Here is a 15,180-nt window from a genome sequence, read left to right on the forward strand (position 1 = left end):
ATCTCTCTGCCATCGCTTTTCCACTGGCCCATTCGGGTCGTTAGGGAGAATTTCGTTCTCATGATTCGCCGTTCGCTGCGCCGTTCGTTACCTGCCGTTTTCGCTCTGATGTTCGCGGCCCCATTGCTGGCGGCTCCTGCCGGCCAACAGACGCTGTTCAACTTTGTGCGCCCCGCCGATGTGGTCCAGGTGGCGACTCAGGACGCCAGCCTGCCGCAATCCAACGCCGAGCAAACGGCCGAAGGCGAAGTGCTGCGTCGGGTGACGTTCAACCCTGCGGCACAACCGACCTTGCGTCTGACCCCACAGACGGGCGCCTGGGACTGGTCGCAGTCGGGCTTCATGAGTTTGCGGATTCAGAGCGCAATGAATTGGGCTGTGACCCTGTATGTGAAAATCCAGAGCAACGACGGCAAGACGCTGATCAGCCGCGTCGATTTGCCGGCCGGCCCTGCGCAAACCCTATTGGTGCCGCTAACGCCCTTTACGCCATTGAGCCTGGGCCTGAAAGCCGGCCCGCCGATGCCGATGATGTTCAATGGCCAACGTGTATTGCTGGCCAGCAGCGCCGGTGAGCTGGAGCGCAGCCAGGTGGTGTCGGTGACCTTGTCGATGGATCAGCCGAAAGTCGCCCAGAGCATCTTGCTGGAACGCTTTGGCGTGCAGGACGGCGATGCGGTTACCCAAGCGGCTTTTGGCGGCCTGGTAGACGCTTACGGCCAGTCGACCCGAGCCAAATGGCCAGAGAAAGTCAGCAGCGACGAGCAACTGAAAAGCGCCGCGGCCAAGGAACAGCAGCAACTGAAAACCTGGCTGGCCGAGCGCGAGAAGTCGTCCCTGGACAAGTTTGGCGGCTGGACCAAAGGCCCGGCATTTAAGGCCAGCGGTTTTTTCCGTACCGAAAAACGCGACGGTCGCTGGTACCTGGTGACCCCGGAAGGCCATCCGTTCTATTCGCTCGGCGTCAACACCGTCACCCCGGATGTCAACCAGACCTACGTCGCCGGCCGCGAGTGGATGTTTGAATCGCTGCCCAAACCCGACGAGCCGCTGGCCAGCCACTATGGCGAAGGCGATAACCGCGGTGGCAACGGCGTCGATAAGGGCCGTGGCTACAATGCCGGTCGCTGGTACGACTTCTATGGCGCCAACTTGCAGCGTTTGTATGGCTCGCCATGTGTGGTGACCAGCGACACCAAGGCCGGTGTCGCCGAAGCAGCCAAGGCTGACGCGGTTGCGGCTACGGTAGAGAAGGCTGCCGAGCAACCGGTCGTTCCTGCGACGGCCGAAGCTGGTGTTGCCGAAGCCGCCAAAACCGGCGCCGCTGACGCGACTGCGGCGAAAGCCGCTGAGCAAACACCTGCCGAACCCTGCAAAGCGGTGGTTGATGAACAGCGCTGGGCCAGCCACACCCTGGATCGCCTGCAAGCCTGGGGCTTCAACACTATCGGCAACTGGAGCGCCCCGGTGCTGGCCAATGCTGATCGCGTGCCGTACACCTTGCCGCTGTCGATCGTCGGCGATTACGCCAGCATCAGCACCGGCACTGACTGGTGGGGCGGCATGCCCGACCCGTTTGACCCGCGTTTCGCCATGGCTACCGAACGTGCCGTGGCCATCGCCGCGCGGGACCATCGCGACGATCCTTGGCTGATCGGCTATTTCGCCGATAACGAACTGGCCTGGGCCGGTCCCGGCGATGACCCGAAAGCCCGTTACGCCTTGGTCTACGGCACCTTGAAAATGACCACCGACGTGCCGGCCAAACGCGCGTTCCTCAAGCAGTTGCGGGATAAGTACCGCAATCAGGCGGGCCTTTCCAAAGCCTGGGGCATTGATTTGCCGGCCTGGGAATTGATGGAAGACCCGGGCTTCGTGCCGCCGCTGCCAAGCGCCGAATTTCCGGAAATCGAGGCAGACTTCAAATACTTCCAGAAGGTCTTCGCCGACACGTACTTCAAGACCCTCTCCGATTCGCTCAAGTGGCACGCGCCGAACCAGCTATTGCTGGGCGGCCGCTTCGCCAACAGCACCCCGGAAGCGGTTGAGTCCTGTGCGAAGTATTGCGACGTATTGAGCTTCAACATGTACACCCTGCAACCGCAGGACAGTTACGACTTCGCCATACTGCGCAGCCTGGACAAACCGGTGCTGATCACAGAGTTCAACTTCGGCTCCGCGGATCGCGGCCCGTTCTGGGGCGGCGTGACGCAATTGGCCAAGGAAGAAGATCGTGGGCCGGCTTACGCCAATTTCCTCAAACAGGCGATGAGCGAGCCGTCGATCGTCGGCGTGCACTGGTTCCAATACCTTGATCAACCGGTTACCGGTCGTCTGCTGGATGGCGAGAACGGTCACTTCGGGCTGGTGGGCATCACCGATCTGCCGTTCCAGGGCTTCGTCGATAGCGTGCGCAAGAGCAATTGGCAGACCGTCGATCAGCTCGGTAAAGAAGCCGAGAAGGCCAAGGCTGAGGCGGATAAAGCCGATCAAGAAGCTGAGGGCGGCAGAAAAGGCGATGCTGGCAAAGGTGCAGGGCAGGGCGCTGGCCATGTGGGTGGGCATTCCGGCAATGGCCACTGAGTCCTGTTAGACCGCGTTATCGTTCTTCGCGAGCAGGCTCGCTCCCACAATGGTCCAGCGTGAACCCTGTGGGAGTGAGCCTGCTCGCGATGGCGCCCGCCAAGGCACCATAAATTTCTGATCCAATCCATGGGCAACCGACCGCCCGGCCCGCAACTGTTCCCAAAACCCTCCAGGGCTGGAACAATGCGGGCACTTTGTAGAGCTTTATATCCGGGGAGTTGCGGGTGCAGATTCAGGGTTTTTACGAGCTGAAGTTCGAAGCGGTGCGTGAGGCTTTCGCGGCGCTGTTCGACGATTCTCAGGAACGCGGTGCAGCGTTGTGCATCAAGATCGGCGGTGAAACCGTGGTCGACCTTTGGGCCGGTAGCGCTGACAAGGATGGCACCGAAGCCTGGCACAGCGACACCATCGCCAATCTGTTCTCCTGCACCAAGACCTTTACCGCGGTCACCGCCCTGCAACTGGTGGCCGAAGGCAAGCTGCAACTGGATACCCCGGTTGCCCGTTACTGGCCCGAGTTCGCCGCCGCCGGCAAAGAGTCCGTGACCCTGCGTCAATTGCTCTGCCATCAGGCCGGTCTGCCGGCGTTGCGTGATCTGTTGGCCCCGGAAGCCCTTTACGACTGGCAGACCATGGTTGACGCTCTGGCCGCTGAAGAACCGTGGTGGACGCCAGGGAGCGGTCACGGTTACGCCGCGATCACCTACGGCTGGCTGGTCGGTGAGTTGCTGCGTCGTGCCGACGGTCGTGGGCCGGGTGAGGCCATCGTGGCGCGGGTTGCAAAGCCTTTGGGCCTGGATTTCCACGTCGGCCTGGCGGACCAGGAGTTCCACCGCGTGGCGCACATTGCTCGAGGCAAAGGCAATGTCGGCGATGCCGCCGCCCAGCGCTTGCTCCAAGTGACCATGCGCGAGCCGACGGCCATGACCACGAGGGCGTTCACTAACCCGCCATCGATCATGACCAGCACCAACAAACCCGAGTGGCGACGCATGCAGCAACCGGCCGCCAATGGCCACGGCAATGCCCGCAGCCTGGCCGGGTTCTATGCCGGTCTGCTCGATGGCAGTTTGCTGGAAAGCGAAATGCTCGAGGAACTGACGCGCGAGCACAGCCGCGGCGAGGACAAGACTTTACTGACCCGGACCCGTTTCGGCCTGGGTTGCATGCTCGATCAACCGGACGTCCCCAACGCCACCTACGGCCTCGGCCCTCGTGCGTTCGGTCATCCGGGGGCGGGCGGTTCCACCGGTTTTGCCGACCCGGAACACGATGTGGCCTTCGGCTTTGTGACAAATACCCTGGGACCGTACGTCTTGATGGATCCGCGCGCGCAAACGCTCGTGCGGGCCCTGGCCACTTGTCTGTAAAACGCGCTCAGGGGTTCCAGGGCCGGAACCCCAAGGCCTTTATGGTTTCCAAGCGTCTGTTTATCCGGGTCAACCCGGCCTGATTTTTCATTACTTCATTTTGTGGATATCCAATGTCATCCAATAAAACTCTCGCTTTGGCCCTGTGCTTCGCAATTACCGGTTGCGCACAAACTCCACAAAATGACTCGGATGGCAGCAGCTGGTGGCCGTTCGGTTCTTCCGACAAAGTCGCGGCTAAAGGCCCGGCTCCGACCCCAGCCCCGGCACCTTTGAAGCCTGCAGCGACCGCTCCGGTTGCCAAGGCTGAAAGCTCCAGCCCTTGGTACTGGCCGTTCGGTTCCGATGAGGTTCTCGACAAGAAGCCAGAGGTGAAAGCTGAAGCCAAACCTGAAGTTAAACCAGTCGAGGTGGCCAAGACTAAGGCTGAGGCCGAAGCCGGTGGCAACTGGTGGTGGCCGTTCGGTGGTAAAGAGCAAAGCACTACTGCCAAAGTCGTGCCGATGCCTGATCCTAAAGTCACCCAGGCCTGGCTCGACGACTATGAACCGCGCCTGCGCGAAGCGATCAAGGGCAGCCACCTGCAACTTGAGCGCCGTGAAAACGTGCTGGTAGTCTCCGCGCCGGTAGACGGCTCGTTCAACCCTGACCGTCCGGCCATGCTGCTGCCGGTGACCCTCGGCCCGTTCACTCGCGTCGCGAAAATCCTCGAAGTCGATCCAAAGACTGCCGTGCTGGTACTCGGCCACAGTGATACGTCGGGCGCCGCACCGGCCAACGTGAAACTGAGTCAGGAGCGTGCCCAGTCCGTGGCAGCGATTTTCCGCCTCAGCGGTCTGCAGCGTGATCGCCTGATGCTGCGCGGCATGGGTGGCGAAGCCCCGCGTGCTGCTAACGACAGCAATGAAGGTCGTGCCTTGAACCGTCGCGTCGAACTGCTGGTGACCCCGCAAAACACCATGGTCGCGTTGCTGAGCAAGTACAACATGCCGGCCCCGGCGCCAGTGAAGCTGGTCGCTGCCCAGGACGTCAAGCCAGTGGTCAAACCGGTCACCCCTGCGCCAGCCGCGAAGAAAGCCGCTGTGCCTGCTGCAAAAAAAGCCCCGGCCAAGAAAGCCGCCGCCAAGAAGGCACCGGCTAAAACTGCAACGCCGGCGAAGAAGACTGCCCCGGCCAAAGCCGCTGCCGACACGAAAAAAGTCGCCGACGCCACCGATACTGTTAAAAAGTGATTCGTTAACCAAAAGGAATGCGCCATGACCCAGGGCCTGGCTGATATGCGTCGCGATTACACCCGTGATGGCCTGACCGAGGCACAAGCCCCGGCCGAGCCATTCGCGCTGTTCCATCAGTGGTTTGCCGACGCGGTGAAAACCGAACAGGCGCCGGTGGAAGCCAACGCCATGACCCTGGCCACCGTCGATCAGGACGGTCGGCCGCATTGCCGTATTCTGCTGCTCAAGGGGCTGGACGAGCAGGGTTTCACCTTCTTCACCAACTACGACAGCGCCAAGGGCCAGCACCTGGCCGCGAACCCGTACGCGGCCATGACCTTCTTCTGGCCGGCCCTGGAGCGTCAGGTGCGCATCGAAGGGCGGGTGGTGAAGGTTACGCCTGAAGAGTCCGACGCCTACTTTCAGGTTCGGCCGCTGGGCAGTCGTCTCGGCGCCTGGGCTTCGCCCCAGAGCCGGGTGATCGCCGACCGTGCCGAGCTGGAAGCGCTGCTCAAGAACACCGAGCAACGTTTCAGCGACACGCAACCTCATTGCCCTGAGCACTGGGGTGGTTACCGTTTGTTACCGGAGCGCATCGAGTTCTGGCAAGGCCGTCCGAGCCGCCTGCACGATCGCCTCAACTACCGCTTTCAGGGCGCCGACTGGACTCTTGAACGTCTGGCACCTTAAGCCGTCTACCGATCGGGATACCCTGCCGCAGCGGCTTCAAGCCACTGTGGCAGGTCTCGGCGCTTGATCTTCTGCGCTTGAGCGTTCGCCAGTTGCTGGAGCATGAACGCCTTTTTCTGCTCGTCCTTACCCGCCAGTGCCAACGCCAGATCGCGGTCCATCCAGCGTTTGATCCGCACGTATAGCCACCAGTGGAAATACAAACCGGCAACGGTAGTGACGACAATGATGAAGTAATCCATGACAATCCTTGGGGCAGCGGCGCAGCTACCGGAATTTGCCGCTACTGTGTGGTGAGTTCGTGGAAGTGCCTGTACCGGGCCTGAATCAAACCAAAATTATCCGGGCGAGGCCGTGACAGGCGTCAAGCTGCGGAGTTTAATGAATACCTGTCCTTTGGAGTTGATGCTATGCGTAAGTCTGTTCTGCTGGTTGCTTCCTTTTCCACGATGGCGATGTTGCTCACTGGCTGCCAATCGAGCCTGACCGGTGACTCCTACTCCCGTGACGAAGCGCGTCGCGTGCAGACCGTTCGCATGGGCACCATCGAATCCCTGCGGCCGGTCAAAATCGAAGGCACCAAAACCCCGATCGGCGGCGCGGCTGGTGCCGTCGTGGGCGGTGTCGGCGGCAGCGCTATCGGTGGCGGTCGTGGCAGCATCGTTGCTGCGGTTATCGGTGCCGTCGCTGGCGGCCTGATCGGCTCGGCCACAGAAGAAGGCCTGACTCGGGCCCAAGGCGTGGAAATCACCGTTCGCGAAGACGACGGCAGCATGCGCGCCTACGTGCAACAGGTTCAGGAAAATGAAGTGTTCCGTGTTGGCGAGCGGGTGCGGATTGCTACTGTAGATGGGACTAGCCGCGTTTCCCACTAAGCGGGAATACGGGTAAAAGAAAACCCCGATCAGGTGACTGGTCGGGGTTTTTTGTGTCTGTGGCTTTCAGTTTTGTCTGATCCGAAACGTTAGTCTTGGCAGAGCCCCATGTAGTACACCAAGTTGGCTCTGAAGGGGTTGCCAACAAGTTCCATAATCGCACTGGCTTGATTGGGAGATAACACATGCTCGCCCATGGGCACATCCTTCAAAGTTTTCCAGCCCATGACATTAAGCACTGCCGCCTCTAAGGCTTGCGGGACATCCATTTCATACTGCAATGAATTGTCAGGATTTGGCTCGGGGAAAAAACCAGAGAGAGCTATAAATATCATTCTTGAATTCTCGATCGCTATTTTGTTGTAGTACGTCTTTCAGGCCTTACTTTTCCGGTCTGTTCACCTGTTTTTGCATCAAACTCTCCTAAGTGATCTCCCGCCCAGTTGTACACTTCGACGGCGCCATGTTGGTAATCCCATTCATAAATGCGCTTCTTACTTTCCCAGCGTTTTCGATTCCCTTTAGTCTGAACAGGGAAGGCATCGGGGAACGCTGGCAGAAATTTTGGCGGAGGATGATAGCTGTGGTCACCACTGATAGGTCTTGCCACCACCACGTATAACGGCTGCACACCAGAGTTCGCCGGAAACACAAGAATGAAATCCTTGTACTCAGGCGGATAAACCGGGTTCACGATGATGCTATCCGCCGCTTTCGTCGGCGGATAAACCCAAATATGCGGCGCTTGCGGCGCAGCCTCCAGCGCGGGAATACCGAGGATGTCGGAACCATCCACAGCCGGTGTCCATATCAGCTCAACACCATCCCCCAGATCCGCCACCTGCTGACTGCCGTGCAAGCTGAACTGCACGACATCGACCATTTCCCAATCACGGTTCTTGCCGGTGTAGAAACCGTATCCCTTGAGACTGCCGTCAGCCTGTTGCTCGACCCTTAGCCGAACACGAGTTCGAGCCTGTTTCAGGGCGCGTAACTGATCTTCGGTATAGAGCGCGCTGTCGCCGAGGCTCGGTGTCCAGAAGAACGCGACCAGGCCGGCCAATAGGGCGGTTCCAGCAGTACCGAGTGCTGCGGTGGGAACAGCGATAGCCGGGGCGCGAAGAGCCATTCGGCCGATACCGAGCGAGACGGTGCTACCGCTGATGGTCTGAAGATTCAGCAGCCCGGCATCGTCTGCCTCGCGAGCCCCGAGCCAGGCTACTTCTCCGTAGTCCTTGAGGCTGTCGGTGGGCACCATTCCCGAAGGATTCGAGTAGTCGATGATGGCGTCCGGCAGATTGCAGGACTTGGCGAAGACACACCCCGCACGAACGGTTTCCTGCTTTTTCGCCACGACCTCACGACTCCGTTCGAAGGCGTCTTGTCTCGCGAGCATGGCGTCGTAAGCGTTTTGTCGGGCCTCCCGCGCGGCCAGTTCGGTAGCCGTCATAAAGCGGTAAGTGATGTGATGACCGTCGCCTGACGGAGGGTTCTTGACCCGGGGAATGTCCTTGTTACCAGCCACTGATCGTCCTTGCGTTCGTACGTCGACAACCCCCAAAAAAGGGGCTGTGCGACGTTAACGAACGAGGCTGATCGTGGCTGTAGGACGAGTCTCGAATGACTCTAGGAGTTGTCTCTGTTTATCAGTATTGCAGCGCGGCGCTCTTGCGACTTGCCGCTGCCGTCACCGCATAACCAATCAATGCCGCCAGTATCGAACCGGTCAAAATTCCCATCCGGTCCATCCCTGCGTATTCACTGGCACCCGGCACAAACGCCAGGGAGCCGACAAACAGGCTCATGGTGAAGCCGATGCCGCAGAGGATTGCCACACCCAATACCTGGCCCCAGTTAGCGCCTTGGGGCAGGGCGGCGATGCCGATTTTCACCGCCAGCCAGGTTAGGCCGAAGACGCCGAGGGTCTTGCCCAGCAGCAAACCGACCGCGATGCCCATCGGCACGTGGTGGGTGAAGCTTTCGACGGTCACGCCACTCAGGGACAGGCCGGCGTTGGCGAAGGCGAACAGCGGCAGGATGCCGTAGGCCACCCATGGATGGAGGGCGTGTTCGAGGGTCAGCAGCGGAGAAGGTTCGGCGTTTTTCGTGCGCAGGGGGATGCAGAAAGCCAGGGTCACACCGGCCAGTGTCGCGTGGACACCGCTCTTGAGCACGCAAACCCAAAGGATCAGGCCGATGATCATGTACGGCCCGAGCTTGACCACTCCGAGCCGGTTCATTGCGATCAGTGCCACGATGCACGTCGCGGCCAGAGACAGCGAAAGGGTCGAGAGCGTGCCCGAGTAGAAGATCGCAATGACGATGATTGCGCCGAGGTCGTCAATGATCGCCAACGTCATCAGGAAAAGTTTGAGCGACACCGGTACCCGCTTACCCAGCAGGGCCAGTACACCGAGGGCGAAGGCAATATCGGTGGCCATCGGGATGGCCCAGCCACCAAGGGCTGTCGGGTCATCTCGGTTCAGAAACCAGTAGAGCAGCGCCGGCACCACCATGCCGCCAATCGCCGCTGCGCCGGGCAGGACGATTTGCGACGGTTTCGACAGTTGACCGTCAAGGACTTCGCGCTTCACTTCCAGGCCGATCAGCAGGAAGAACAGGGCCATCAGGCCGTCGTTGATCCACAACAGCGCCGGTTTGGCGATTTGCAACGCGCCTATTTGCGCCACGACCGGAGTGTCGAGAAAACTGCTGTAAAGCCACGACAGCGGGGAATTGTTGATGATCAAGGCCAGGGCCGCAGCGGCGATCAATAACAGTCCGCTGGCAGCTTCCAACTGGAAGAAACGCGTGAAAGTGCTACGCAGAGGCAAGGTCGCTCTCCATCGATGAATTCAAAAGGTGGCACACCCTAACCCGTACCGTTAGTTGTTAAAACAAAAGTTATATTCTTTTTTGTTATATGCCGTTACAACGTGAACGATCAGCAGGGACCTGAGCCTAGCAGTTGCCGGGCGTATTGAACGTCAGCTGTACCTGTGCGCGCTGTAGGTTTTTTCCTAAGCTTGTTAGCTGAGCCTTGCAACAAGGCCGACTCAACGAGAAAACCACCATGAGCGACAATCGACAGTGGGCCCGCGAAGCCATCCGGATCATCGAAGCCGACTTCCAACGCAGCGCCGACACCCATCTGATTCCCTTGCCGCTGCCAGGTTTTCCGGGCATCGAGTTGTATTTCAAGGATGAGTCCAGCCATCCCACCGGCAGCCTGAAGCACCGGTTGGCGCGCTCGCTGTTTCTGTATGCGCTGTGTAATGGCTGGCTCAAACCCGGAGCACCGGTGATTGAAGCGTCCAGCGGTTCGACGGCGATTTCCGAGGCGTACTTCGCCAGTTTGCTGGGCTTGCCATTTATTGCGGTGATGCCGGCGAGCACCTCCAAAGAGAAGATTGCGCAGATCGCTTTCTACGGTGGCAAGAGTCATTTGGTCGACGACCCGACGCAGATCTATGCCGAATCCGAACGCCTGGCCCGCGAACATGATGGGCATTTCATCGACCAGTTCACCTATGCCGAGCGCGCTACTGACTGGCGGGCGAACAACAACATCGCCGAGTCGATCTTCCAGCAAATGCGCTTCGAACTGCACCCCGAGCCGAGCTGGCTGATCTCCAGCCCCGGCACCGGCGGCACCACCGCGACGCTGGGCCGGTACGTGCGTTACCGCCAGCATTGCACTCGCGTGCTCTGCGCCGATGCCGAACGTTCGGTGTTCTTCGATTACTACCAGACCGGCGACGCCAGTCTGCGCCTGGATTGTGGTTCGCGGATTGAAGGCATTGGCCGGCCTCGGGTAGAAGCGTCGTTCCTGCCCAAGGTAATTGATGCGATGGTCAAGGTGCCGGACGCGTTGTCCCTGGCGGCCATGCATTACCTGGCGCAGCGTTTGGGACGTCGAGTCGGCGGATCGAGCGGGACCAATTTGATCGGCGCGTTGATGGCAGCCCAGCAGATGGCGGCGGCGGGGGAGTCGGGGTCGATCGTGGCGATTCTGTGTGATGGCGGCGAGCGCTATGCCACCACTTATTACGATCAGGCCTGGCTCAAGGCCCAGGGGTATGAGTTGAGCGGTTTGATGGATGCGGTGGCGGGGAGTGTTGAGCGCGGCGAGCCGCTGCCGGCCAGCGTGCTGCGCGCCAATATCTGACAGGCTGAAACCAATGTGGGAGCAAGCCTGCTCGCGATAGCGGTAGATCAGTCAACATCTCTATTGAATGTTATGCCGCCATCGCGAGCAGGCTCGCTCCCACAGAGGATTTGTGTCAGGCCTCGAGGCCGAGGATGTCGCGGGCCACGGCTTCTGCAATCCGAATCCCGTCGACACCGGCCGACAGAATCCCGCCCGCATAACCCGCGCCTTCACCCGCCGGGAACAAGCCTTTCACGTTCAGGCTCTGCATCGACTCGTCACGGGTAATCCGCAGCGGCGACGACGTACGGGTCTCGATCCCGGTCAACACCGCGTCGTGCAGCGAGTAACCGCGAATCTGCTTCTCGAACGCCGGCAATGCTTCGCGAATGGCTTCGATGGCGAACGCCGGCAAGGCCAACGCCAGATCACCCAAGGCAACGCCTGGTTTGTAGGACGGTTCAACGCTGCCCAGTTCGGTGGACGGCTTGCCGGCAATGAAGTCGCCGACCAGTTGCGCCGGCGCTTCGTAGTTGCTGCCGCCCAGCACAAAGGCGTGGGATTCCAGGCGTTCCTGCAACTCGATACCCGCCAGCGGGCCGCCCGGGTAATCGACTTCCGGGGTGATCCCGACGACGATCCCGGAGTTGGCGTTGCGCTCGTTACGCGAGTATTGGCTCATGCCGTTGGTGACCACGCGGCCCGGCTCGGACGTCGCCGCCACCACGGTGCCGCCCGGGCACATGCAGAAGCTGTAGACCGAACGGCCGTTGCTGGCGTGGTGCACCAGTTTGTAGTCCGCAGCGCCGAGTTTCGGGTGCCCGGCGTATTTACCCAAGCGGGCGCGGTCGATCAGCGATTGCGGATGCTCGATGCGGAAACCTACCGAAAACGGCTTGGCTTCCATGAACACGCCACGGCCATGCAGCATGCGGAAGGTATCGCGGGCACTGTGGCCGAGGGCCAGGATCACGTGTTTCGAGTGGATCTGCTCGCCGCCATTGAGCTCGACGCCGACCAGTTGGCCGTCCTCGATCAAGACGTCGGTAACGCGCTGCTGGAAGCGCACTTCGCCGCCCAACGCGCGAATTTGCTCACGCATGTTTTCCACAACACCGGTCAGACGGAACGTACCAATGTGCGGTTTGCTGACGTAGAGGATTTCTTCCGGCGCGCCTGCTTTTACGAACTCGTGCAGGACCTTGCGACCGATGAATTTCGGGTCCTTGATCTGGCTGTAAAGCTTGCCGTCAGAGAACGTCCCCGCACCACCTTCGCCGAATTGCACGTTGGATTCCGGGTTAAGCACGCTTTTACGCCACAGACCCCAAGTGTCCTTGGTGCGCTGACGCACTTCGGTGCCGCGCTCGAGGATGATCGGCTTGAAGCCCATTTGCGCCAGCAGCAGCCCGGCGAAAATCCCGCACGGACCGAAGCCCACGACGACGGGACGTTGCTCAAGATCAGCCGGCGCCTGGCCGACCACTTTGTAGCTGACATCCGGCGCCACGTTGACGTTACGGTCATCGGCGAACGTGTGCAGCACCGTTGCCTCATCGCGAACGTTGAGGTCGATGGTGTAGATGAAGCACAGTTCGGAGGACTTTTTGCGCGCATCGTAGCTGCGCTTGAACAAGGTGAAATCGAGCAGGTCATCACTGGTGATGCCCAGGCGCTGCACGATGGCAGGGCGCAGGTCTTCTTCGGGATGGTCGATCGGCAGCTTGAGTTCGGTGATTCGTAACATGACAGGATCCGGTTCGCGGGGCGCACAACTGCGCCAAGGCGTTTGAAGCCCGCGATTATAAGCCTCAAAGAATGATTCCCGTGAGGCTAAAACGATCAGTCGTTACGCGATCCGCCGAAATACCCGCAACCACGCTGAACCTGGCCGTCGACGCGCAGTTCGGCGCTCATGTGCTGGACGCTGCCGGTGGTGCTGTCGACGCAACGTTGCGGCGCGACCCACAATTCGATGTGCTGGTTATTGGCTTCGGTACTGAGGTTGAAGCGGCCATCGCCCAATTGTTCTTCAACGTAGGGCACGGCCAATGGCGGCTGACCGGCGCGCTCGATGACCATGCCTTTGCCGCTGACTTTCACGTTCCACTCAGGCCCATGGCCGGCGGCGCGCAGGATAAGCAATTTGAAATTCGGATCGTTGCACGCGGTGCCCGAGCGCTCGACGCGGTACAGCTGCGCAAGATCGAGGCGACTATGGACGACCTGTCCGCGTACGTCAGCAAACAGCTTGCCCTGGTCATCGGCCAGTGTCGCGGCCTCTTGCAGGACGCTGGTGCCGCCGGTGTCGTTGACCACATAACTGCGCTGTTCGTTGCACGGCTGGAACAGCAGCTTGCCGTCGGCCGCCAGCAACTGGCCCTGCATGCGGGTCTGGCCCACGTGGGAGGCACTCTCACGCGGGCCGTCGAGCAACTGGCAAGCGGCGAACAACGGAAGCAGGGCAACAAGGACTAAGGAACGGGCAACGCGCATCTTTGAGTCTCCAGACAAGTGTCGCCACGTTACTCAGCCTGACCGTTCATCACAACCCCGCTACTTTTGAATTCGATTCGCTCATCACTTGTAGGAGCACGGTTGTGGCGGTTTAGCCCACGTGAAAGGTCTGGCCTGTTTGCAGGCCTTCCACACTTTTGGCGTAGGCCAATGCCACATCGGCCGCCAGAACCGGTTTGTAACCACGGAAATACGGCGCGTATTTGCCCATGGCTTCGACCAGTACGTTCGGGCTCACCGAATTGACGCGCAGGCCGCGAGGCAGTTCGATCGCAGCGGCGCGGACGAAGCTGTCCAGGGCGCCATTGACCAGCGCTGCCGAGGCGCCGCTGCGAATCGGGTCGTGGCTGAGCACGCCGGTGGTGAAGGTGAACGAGGCACCGTCATTGGCGTACTCGCGGCCAATCAACAGCAGATTGACCTGGCCCATCAACTTGTCTTTCAGGCCCAGCGCGAAGCTTTCTTCGGTCATTTCACCGAGGGGGGCGAAGGTCACGTTGCCGGCGGCGCAGATCAGAGCATCGAATTTGCCGGTTTGCTCGAACAGTTTGCGAATCGAAGCGCTGTCGCTGATATCCACATGGAAATCACCGCTGTTGCGGCCGATGCGGATGATCTTGTGACGCTCGGACAGCTCCTTGTCGACCGCCGAACCGATGGTGCCGCCTGCGCCTATCAAAAGAATTTTCATGCTGCTGTTCCTGAGTGGATTGAAAGAGGCTTCAGTCTAGAGTGGTTTTTTCCATCGATAAGCGCGCTAATAGGCAACCTTTGGTTTTCAAATGGAAACAATCCATGAGCGAAATGGATGATCTGGCGGCGTTCGCGATATTGATTGAAGCAGGGAGTTTCACCTTGGCGGCGCAGCAGTTGGGGTGCAGCAAAGGTCAGTTGTCCAAGCGCATCAGCCAACTGGAATCGCGGTTTTCAGTGGTGCTGCTGCAACGCACCACCCGCCGTTTGAGCCTGACCGCTGCCGGGGCGGCGCTGTTGCCGCAAGCCCAGGCGCTCGTCGTCCAGGTCGAGAGGGCGCGTCAGGCATTGGCGCGGCTGAAGGACGACATGGCCGGGCCGGTACGTATGACGGTTCCGGTATCGCTGGGGGAAACCTTCTTCGATGGCTTGTTACTGGAGTTTTCTGGCAAGTACCCCGAGGTGCAGATCGAGCTGGACCTGAGCAACAACTACCGCGATTTGACTCGCGACGGGTTTGATCTGGCGGTTCGTTCCGAGGTGGGTAATGACGAGCGCCTGGTGGCCCGACCACTATTGGCCTGGCACGAAATGACCTGCGCCAGCCCGGCTTATCTTGAACAATACGGCGAACCGATGACACCGCAGGCACTCGCTGACCATCGCTGTCTGCTCAACAGTCACTACAGCGGTCGCGAAGAGTGGCTCTATCACCAGCAACATGAATTGTTGCGGGTGCGCGTGTCGGGACCGTTCGCCAGCAACCATTACAGCCTGCTGAAAAAAGCCGCACTGGCCGGCGCCGGCATTGCGCGGTTGCCGTCCTACCTGCTGCAAGCGGAATTGGCTGACGGCCGTTTGCGCTGGCTCCTTCGTGACTATCAGACCCGCCGTATGCCGATGTACCTGGTGCATCCGTATCAGGGCGGTTTGCCAAAGCGTACGCAGGTGTTGGCGGACTATTTGATTGGCTGGTTCAAGCGCAGCGGCGAAGCGCTGGATCGACTGCGCTAGTCGATGATCGTTCCCACGCAGAGCGTGGGAACGATCGGTCATCGTCGTTGAATGTAAAAACGAAAAACGGC

At 60.1% G+C, this 15,180-nt stretch carries 14 protein-coding genes; 7 read left to right on the top strand and 7 right to left on the bottom strand.

Annotated features, from left to right (window positions below):
• The first annotated feature begins 60 nt into the window (after positions 1 to 60).
• From BLW70_RS11450 to pdxH, 4 genes are all read left to right on the top strand, one after another.
• Positions 61 to 2,583, top strand: coding sequence for a beta-galactosidase (locus BLW70_RS11450; protein WP_074874123.1), 2,523 nt, complete (start codon positions 61 to 63; stop codon positions 2,581 to 2,583).
• A 227-nt stretch (positions 2,584 to 2,810) separates the two neighbouring features.
• A complete protein-coding gene (locus tag BLW70_RS11455) occupies positions 2,811 to 3,956 on the top strand; it encodes a serine hydrolase domain-containing protein (protein ID WP_074874125.1) in 1,146 nt (381 codons plus the stop codon).
• 113 nt (positions 3,957 to 4,069) lie between these two features.
• Positions 4,070 to 5,188 carry an OmpA family protein gene (locus BLW70_RS11460; RefSeq protein WP_074874127.1) on the top strand — a complete coding sequence of 373 codons (1,119 nt, stop codon included), beginning with the start codon at positions 4,070 to 4,072 and terminating at the stop codon, positions 5,186 to 5,188.
• Between the two features lie 24 nt (positions 5,189 to 5,212).
• Entirely contained in the window at positions 5,213 to 5,860 is a 648-nt protein-coding gene (pdxH, locus tag BLW70_RS11465; RefSeq protein WP_074874129.1) for a pyridoxamine 5'-phosphate oxidase, read from the top strand.
• Positions 5,861 to 5,865: 5 nt separating this feature from the next.
• On the opposite strand, the gene BLW70_RS11470 is transcribed toward pdxH, so the two are convergent.
• Entirely contained in the window at positions 5,866 to 6,102 is a 237-nt protein-coding gene (locus BLW70_RS11470) for a hypothetical protein (protein ID WP_033059010.1), read from the bottom strand.
• 168 nt (positions 6,103 to 6,270) lie between these two features.
• Here BLW70_RS11470 and BLW70_RS11475 point away from each other — a divergent pair, with 168 nt between their 5' ends.
• Positions 6,271 to 6,735 (top strand): outer membrane lipoprotein, encoded by a 465-nt coding sequence (locus BLW70_RS11475; protein WP_074874131.1) that lies wholly within the window; start codon positions 6,271 to 6,273, stop codon positions 6,733 to 6,735.
• A gap of 89 nt (positions 6,736 to 6,824) precedes the next feature.
• On the opposite strand, the gene BLW70_RS11480 is transcribed toward BLW70_RS11475, so the two are convergent.
• The 3 genes from BLW70_RS11480 to nhaA form a co-directional block, all read right to left on the bottom strand.
• Positions 6,825 to 7,070, bottom strand: coding sequence for a pyocin S6 family toxin immunity protein (locus BLW70_RS11480; protein ID WP_074874133.1), 246 nt, complete (start codon positions 7,068 to 7,070; stop codon positions 6,825 to 6,827).
• Positions 7,071 to 7,087: 17 nt separating this feature from the next.
• Positions 7,088 to 8,260: an S-type pyocin domain-containing protein gene (locus BLW70_RS11485; RefSeq protein ID WP_074874135.1), complete on the bottom strand. Its 1,173-nt coding sequence runs from the start codon at positions 8,258 to 8,260 to the stop codon at positions 7,088 to 7,090.
• Positions 8,261 to 8,381: 121 nt separating this feature from the next.
• Positions 8,382 to 9,569 (bottom strand): Na+/H+ antiporter NhaA, encoded by a 1,188-nt coding sequence (gene nhaA / locus BLW70_RS11490; protein ID WP_074874137.1) that lies wholly within the window; start codon positions 9,567 to 9,569, stop codon positions 8,382 to 8,384.
• A gap of 239 nt (positions 9,570 to 9,808) precedes the next feature.
• Here nhaA and BLW70_RS11495 point away from each other — a divergent pair, with 239 nt between their 5' ends.
• On the top strand, positions 9,809 to 10,903 hold the full coding sequence (locus BLW70_RS11495) for a PLP-dependent cysteine synthase family protein (protein ID WP_074874138.1): 1,095 nt from the start codon (positions 9,809 to 9,811) through the stop codon (positions 10,901 to 10,903).
• Between the two features lie 115 nt (positions 10,904 to 11,018).
• On the opposite strand, the gene BLW70_RS11500 is transcribed toward BLW70_RS11495, so the two are convergent.
• The 3 genes from BLW70_RS11500 to BLW70_RS11510 form a co-directional block, all read right to left on the bottom strand.
• Positions 11,019 to 12,632 (bottom strand): NAD(P)/FAD-dependent oxidoreductase, encoded by a 1,614-nt coding sequence (locus tag BLW70_RS11500; protein ID WP_074874140.1) that lies wholly within the window; start codon positions 12,630 to 12,632, stop codon positions 11,019 to 11,021.
• A 95-nt stretch (positions 12,633 to 12,727) separates the two neighbouring features.
• The gene (locus BLW70_RS11505; RefSeq protein ID WP_074874142.1) at positions 12,728 to 13,381 is read right to left on the bottom strand and encodes a COG3650 family protein; all 654 of its coding nucleotides are present in this window, start codon (positions 13,379 to 13,381) and stop codon (positions 12,728 to 12,730) included.
• Between the two features lie 112 nt (positions 13,382 to 13,493).
• Entirely contained in the window at positions 13,494 to 14,093 is a 600-nt protein-coding gene (locus BLW70_RS11510) for a short chain dehydrogenase (protein WP_074874144.1), read from the bottom strand.
• A gap of 104 nt (positions 14,094 to 14,197) precedes the next feature.
• On the opposite strand from BLW70_RS11510, the gene BLW70_RS11515 reads away from it, so the two are divergent.
• The gene (locus tag BLW70_RS11515) at positions 14,198 to 15,109 is read left to right on the top strand and encodes a LysR family transcriptional regulator (RefSeq protein ID WP_074874146.1); all 912 of its coding nucleotides are present in this window, start codon (positions 14,198 to 14,200) and stop codon (positions 15,107 to 15,109) included.
• Positions 15,110 to 15,180: the final 71 nt, after the last annotated feature.

The sequence above is a fragment of the Pseudomonas frederiksbergensis genome, assembly GCF_900105495.1.
GTDB classification, from domain to species: domain Bacteria; phylum Pseudomonadota; class Gammaproteobacteria; order Pseudomonadales; family Pseudomonadaceae; genus Aquipseudomonas; species Aquipseudomonas frederiksbergensis.

What these genes read in the sequence shown, in the direction of transcription:
- pdxH (WP_074874129.1), top strand. Translation starts at nt 5,213, where the DNA reads ATGACCCAGGGCCTGGCTGATATGCGTCGCGATTACACCCGTGATGGC.
- BLW70_RS11450 (WP_074874123.1), top strand. Translation starts at nt 61, where the DNA reads ATGATTCGCCGTTCGCTGCGCCGTTCGTTACCTGCCGTTTTCGCTCTG.
- BLW70_RS11460 (WP_074874127.1), top strand. Translation starts at nt 4,070, where the DNA reads ATGTCATCCAATAAAACTCTCGCTTTGGCCCTGTGCTTCGCAATTACC.
- BLW70_RS11480 (WP_074874133.1), bottom strand. Translation starts at nt 7,070, where the DNA reads ATGATATTTATAGCTCTCTCTGGTTTTTTCCCCGAGCCAAATCCTGAC.
- BLW70_RS11515 (WP_074874146.1), top strand. Translation starts at nt 14,198, where the DNA reads ATGAGCGAAATGGATGATCTGGCGGCGTTCGCGATATTGATTGAAGCA.
- BLW70_RS11495 (WP_074874138.1), top strand. Translation starts at nt 9,809, where the DNA reads ATGAGCGACAATCGACAGTGGGCCCGCGAAGCCATCCGGATCATCGAA.
- BLW70_RS11510 (WP_074874144.1), bottom strand. Translation starts at nt 14,093, where the DNA reads ATGAAAATTCTTTTGATAGGCGCAGGCGGCACCATCGGTTCGGCGGTC.
- BLW70_RS11505 (WP_074874142.1), bottom strand. Translation starts at nt 13,381, where the DNA reads ATGCGCGTTGCCCGTTCCTTAGTCCTTGTTGCCCTGCTTCCGTTGTTC.
- BLW70_RS11470 (WP_033059010.1), bottom strand. Translation starts at nt 6,102, where the DNA reads ATGGATTACTTCATCATTGTCGTCACTACCGTTGCCGGTTTGTATTTC.
- BLW70_RS11475 (WP_074874131.1), top strand. Translation starts at nt 6,271, where the DNA reads ATGCGTAAGTCTGTTCTGCTGGTTGCTTCCTTTTCCACGATGGCGATG.
- BLW70_RS11500 (WP_074874140.1), bottom strand. Translation starts at nt 12,632, where the DNA reads ATGTTACGAATCACCGAACTCAAGCTGCCGATCGACCATCCCGAAGAA.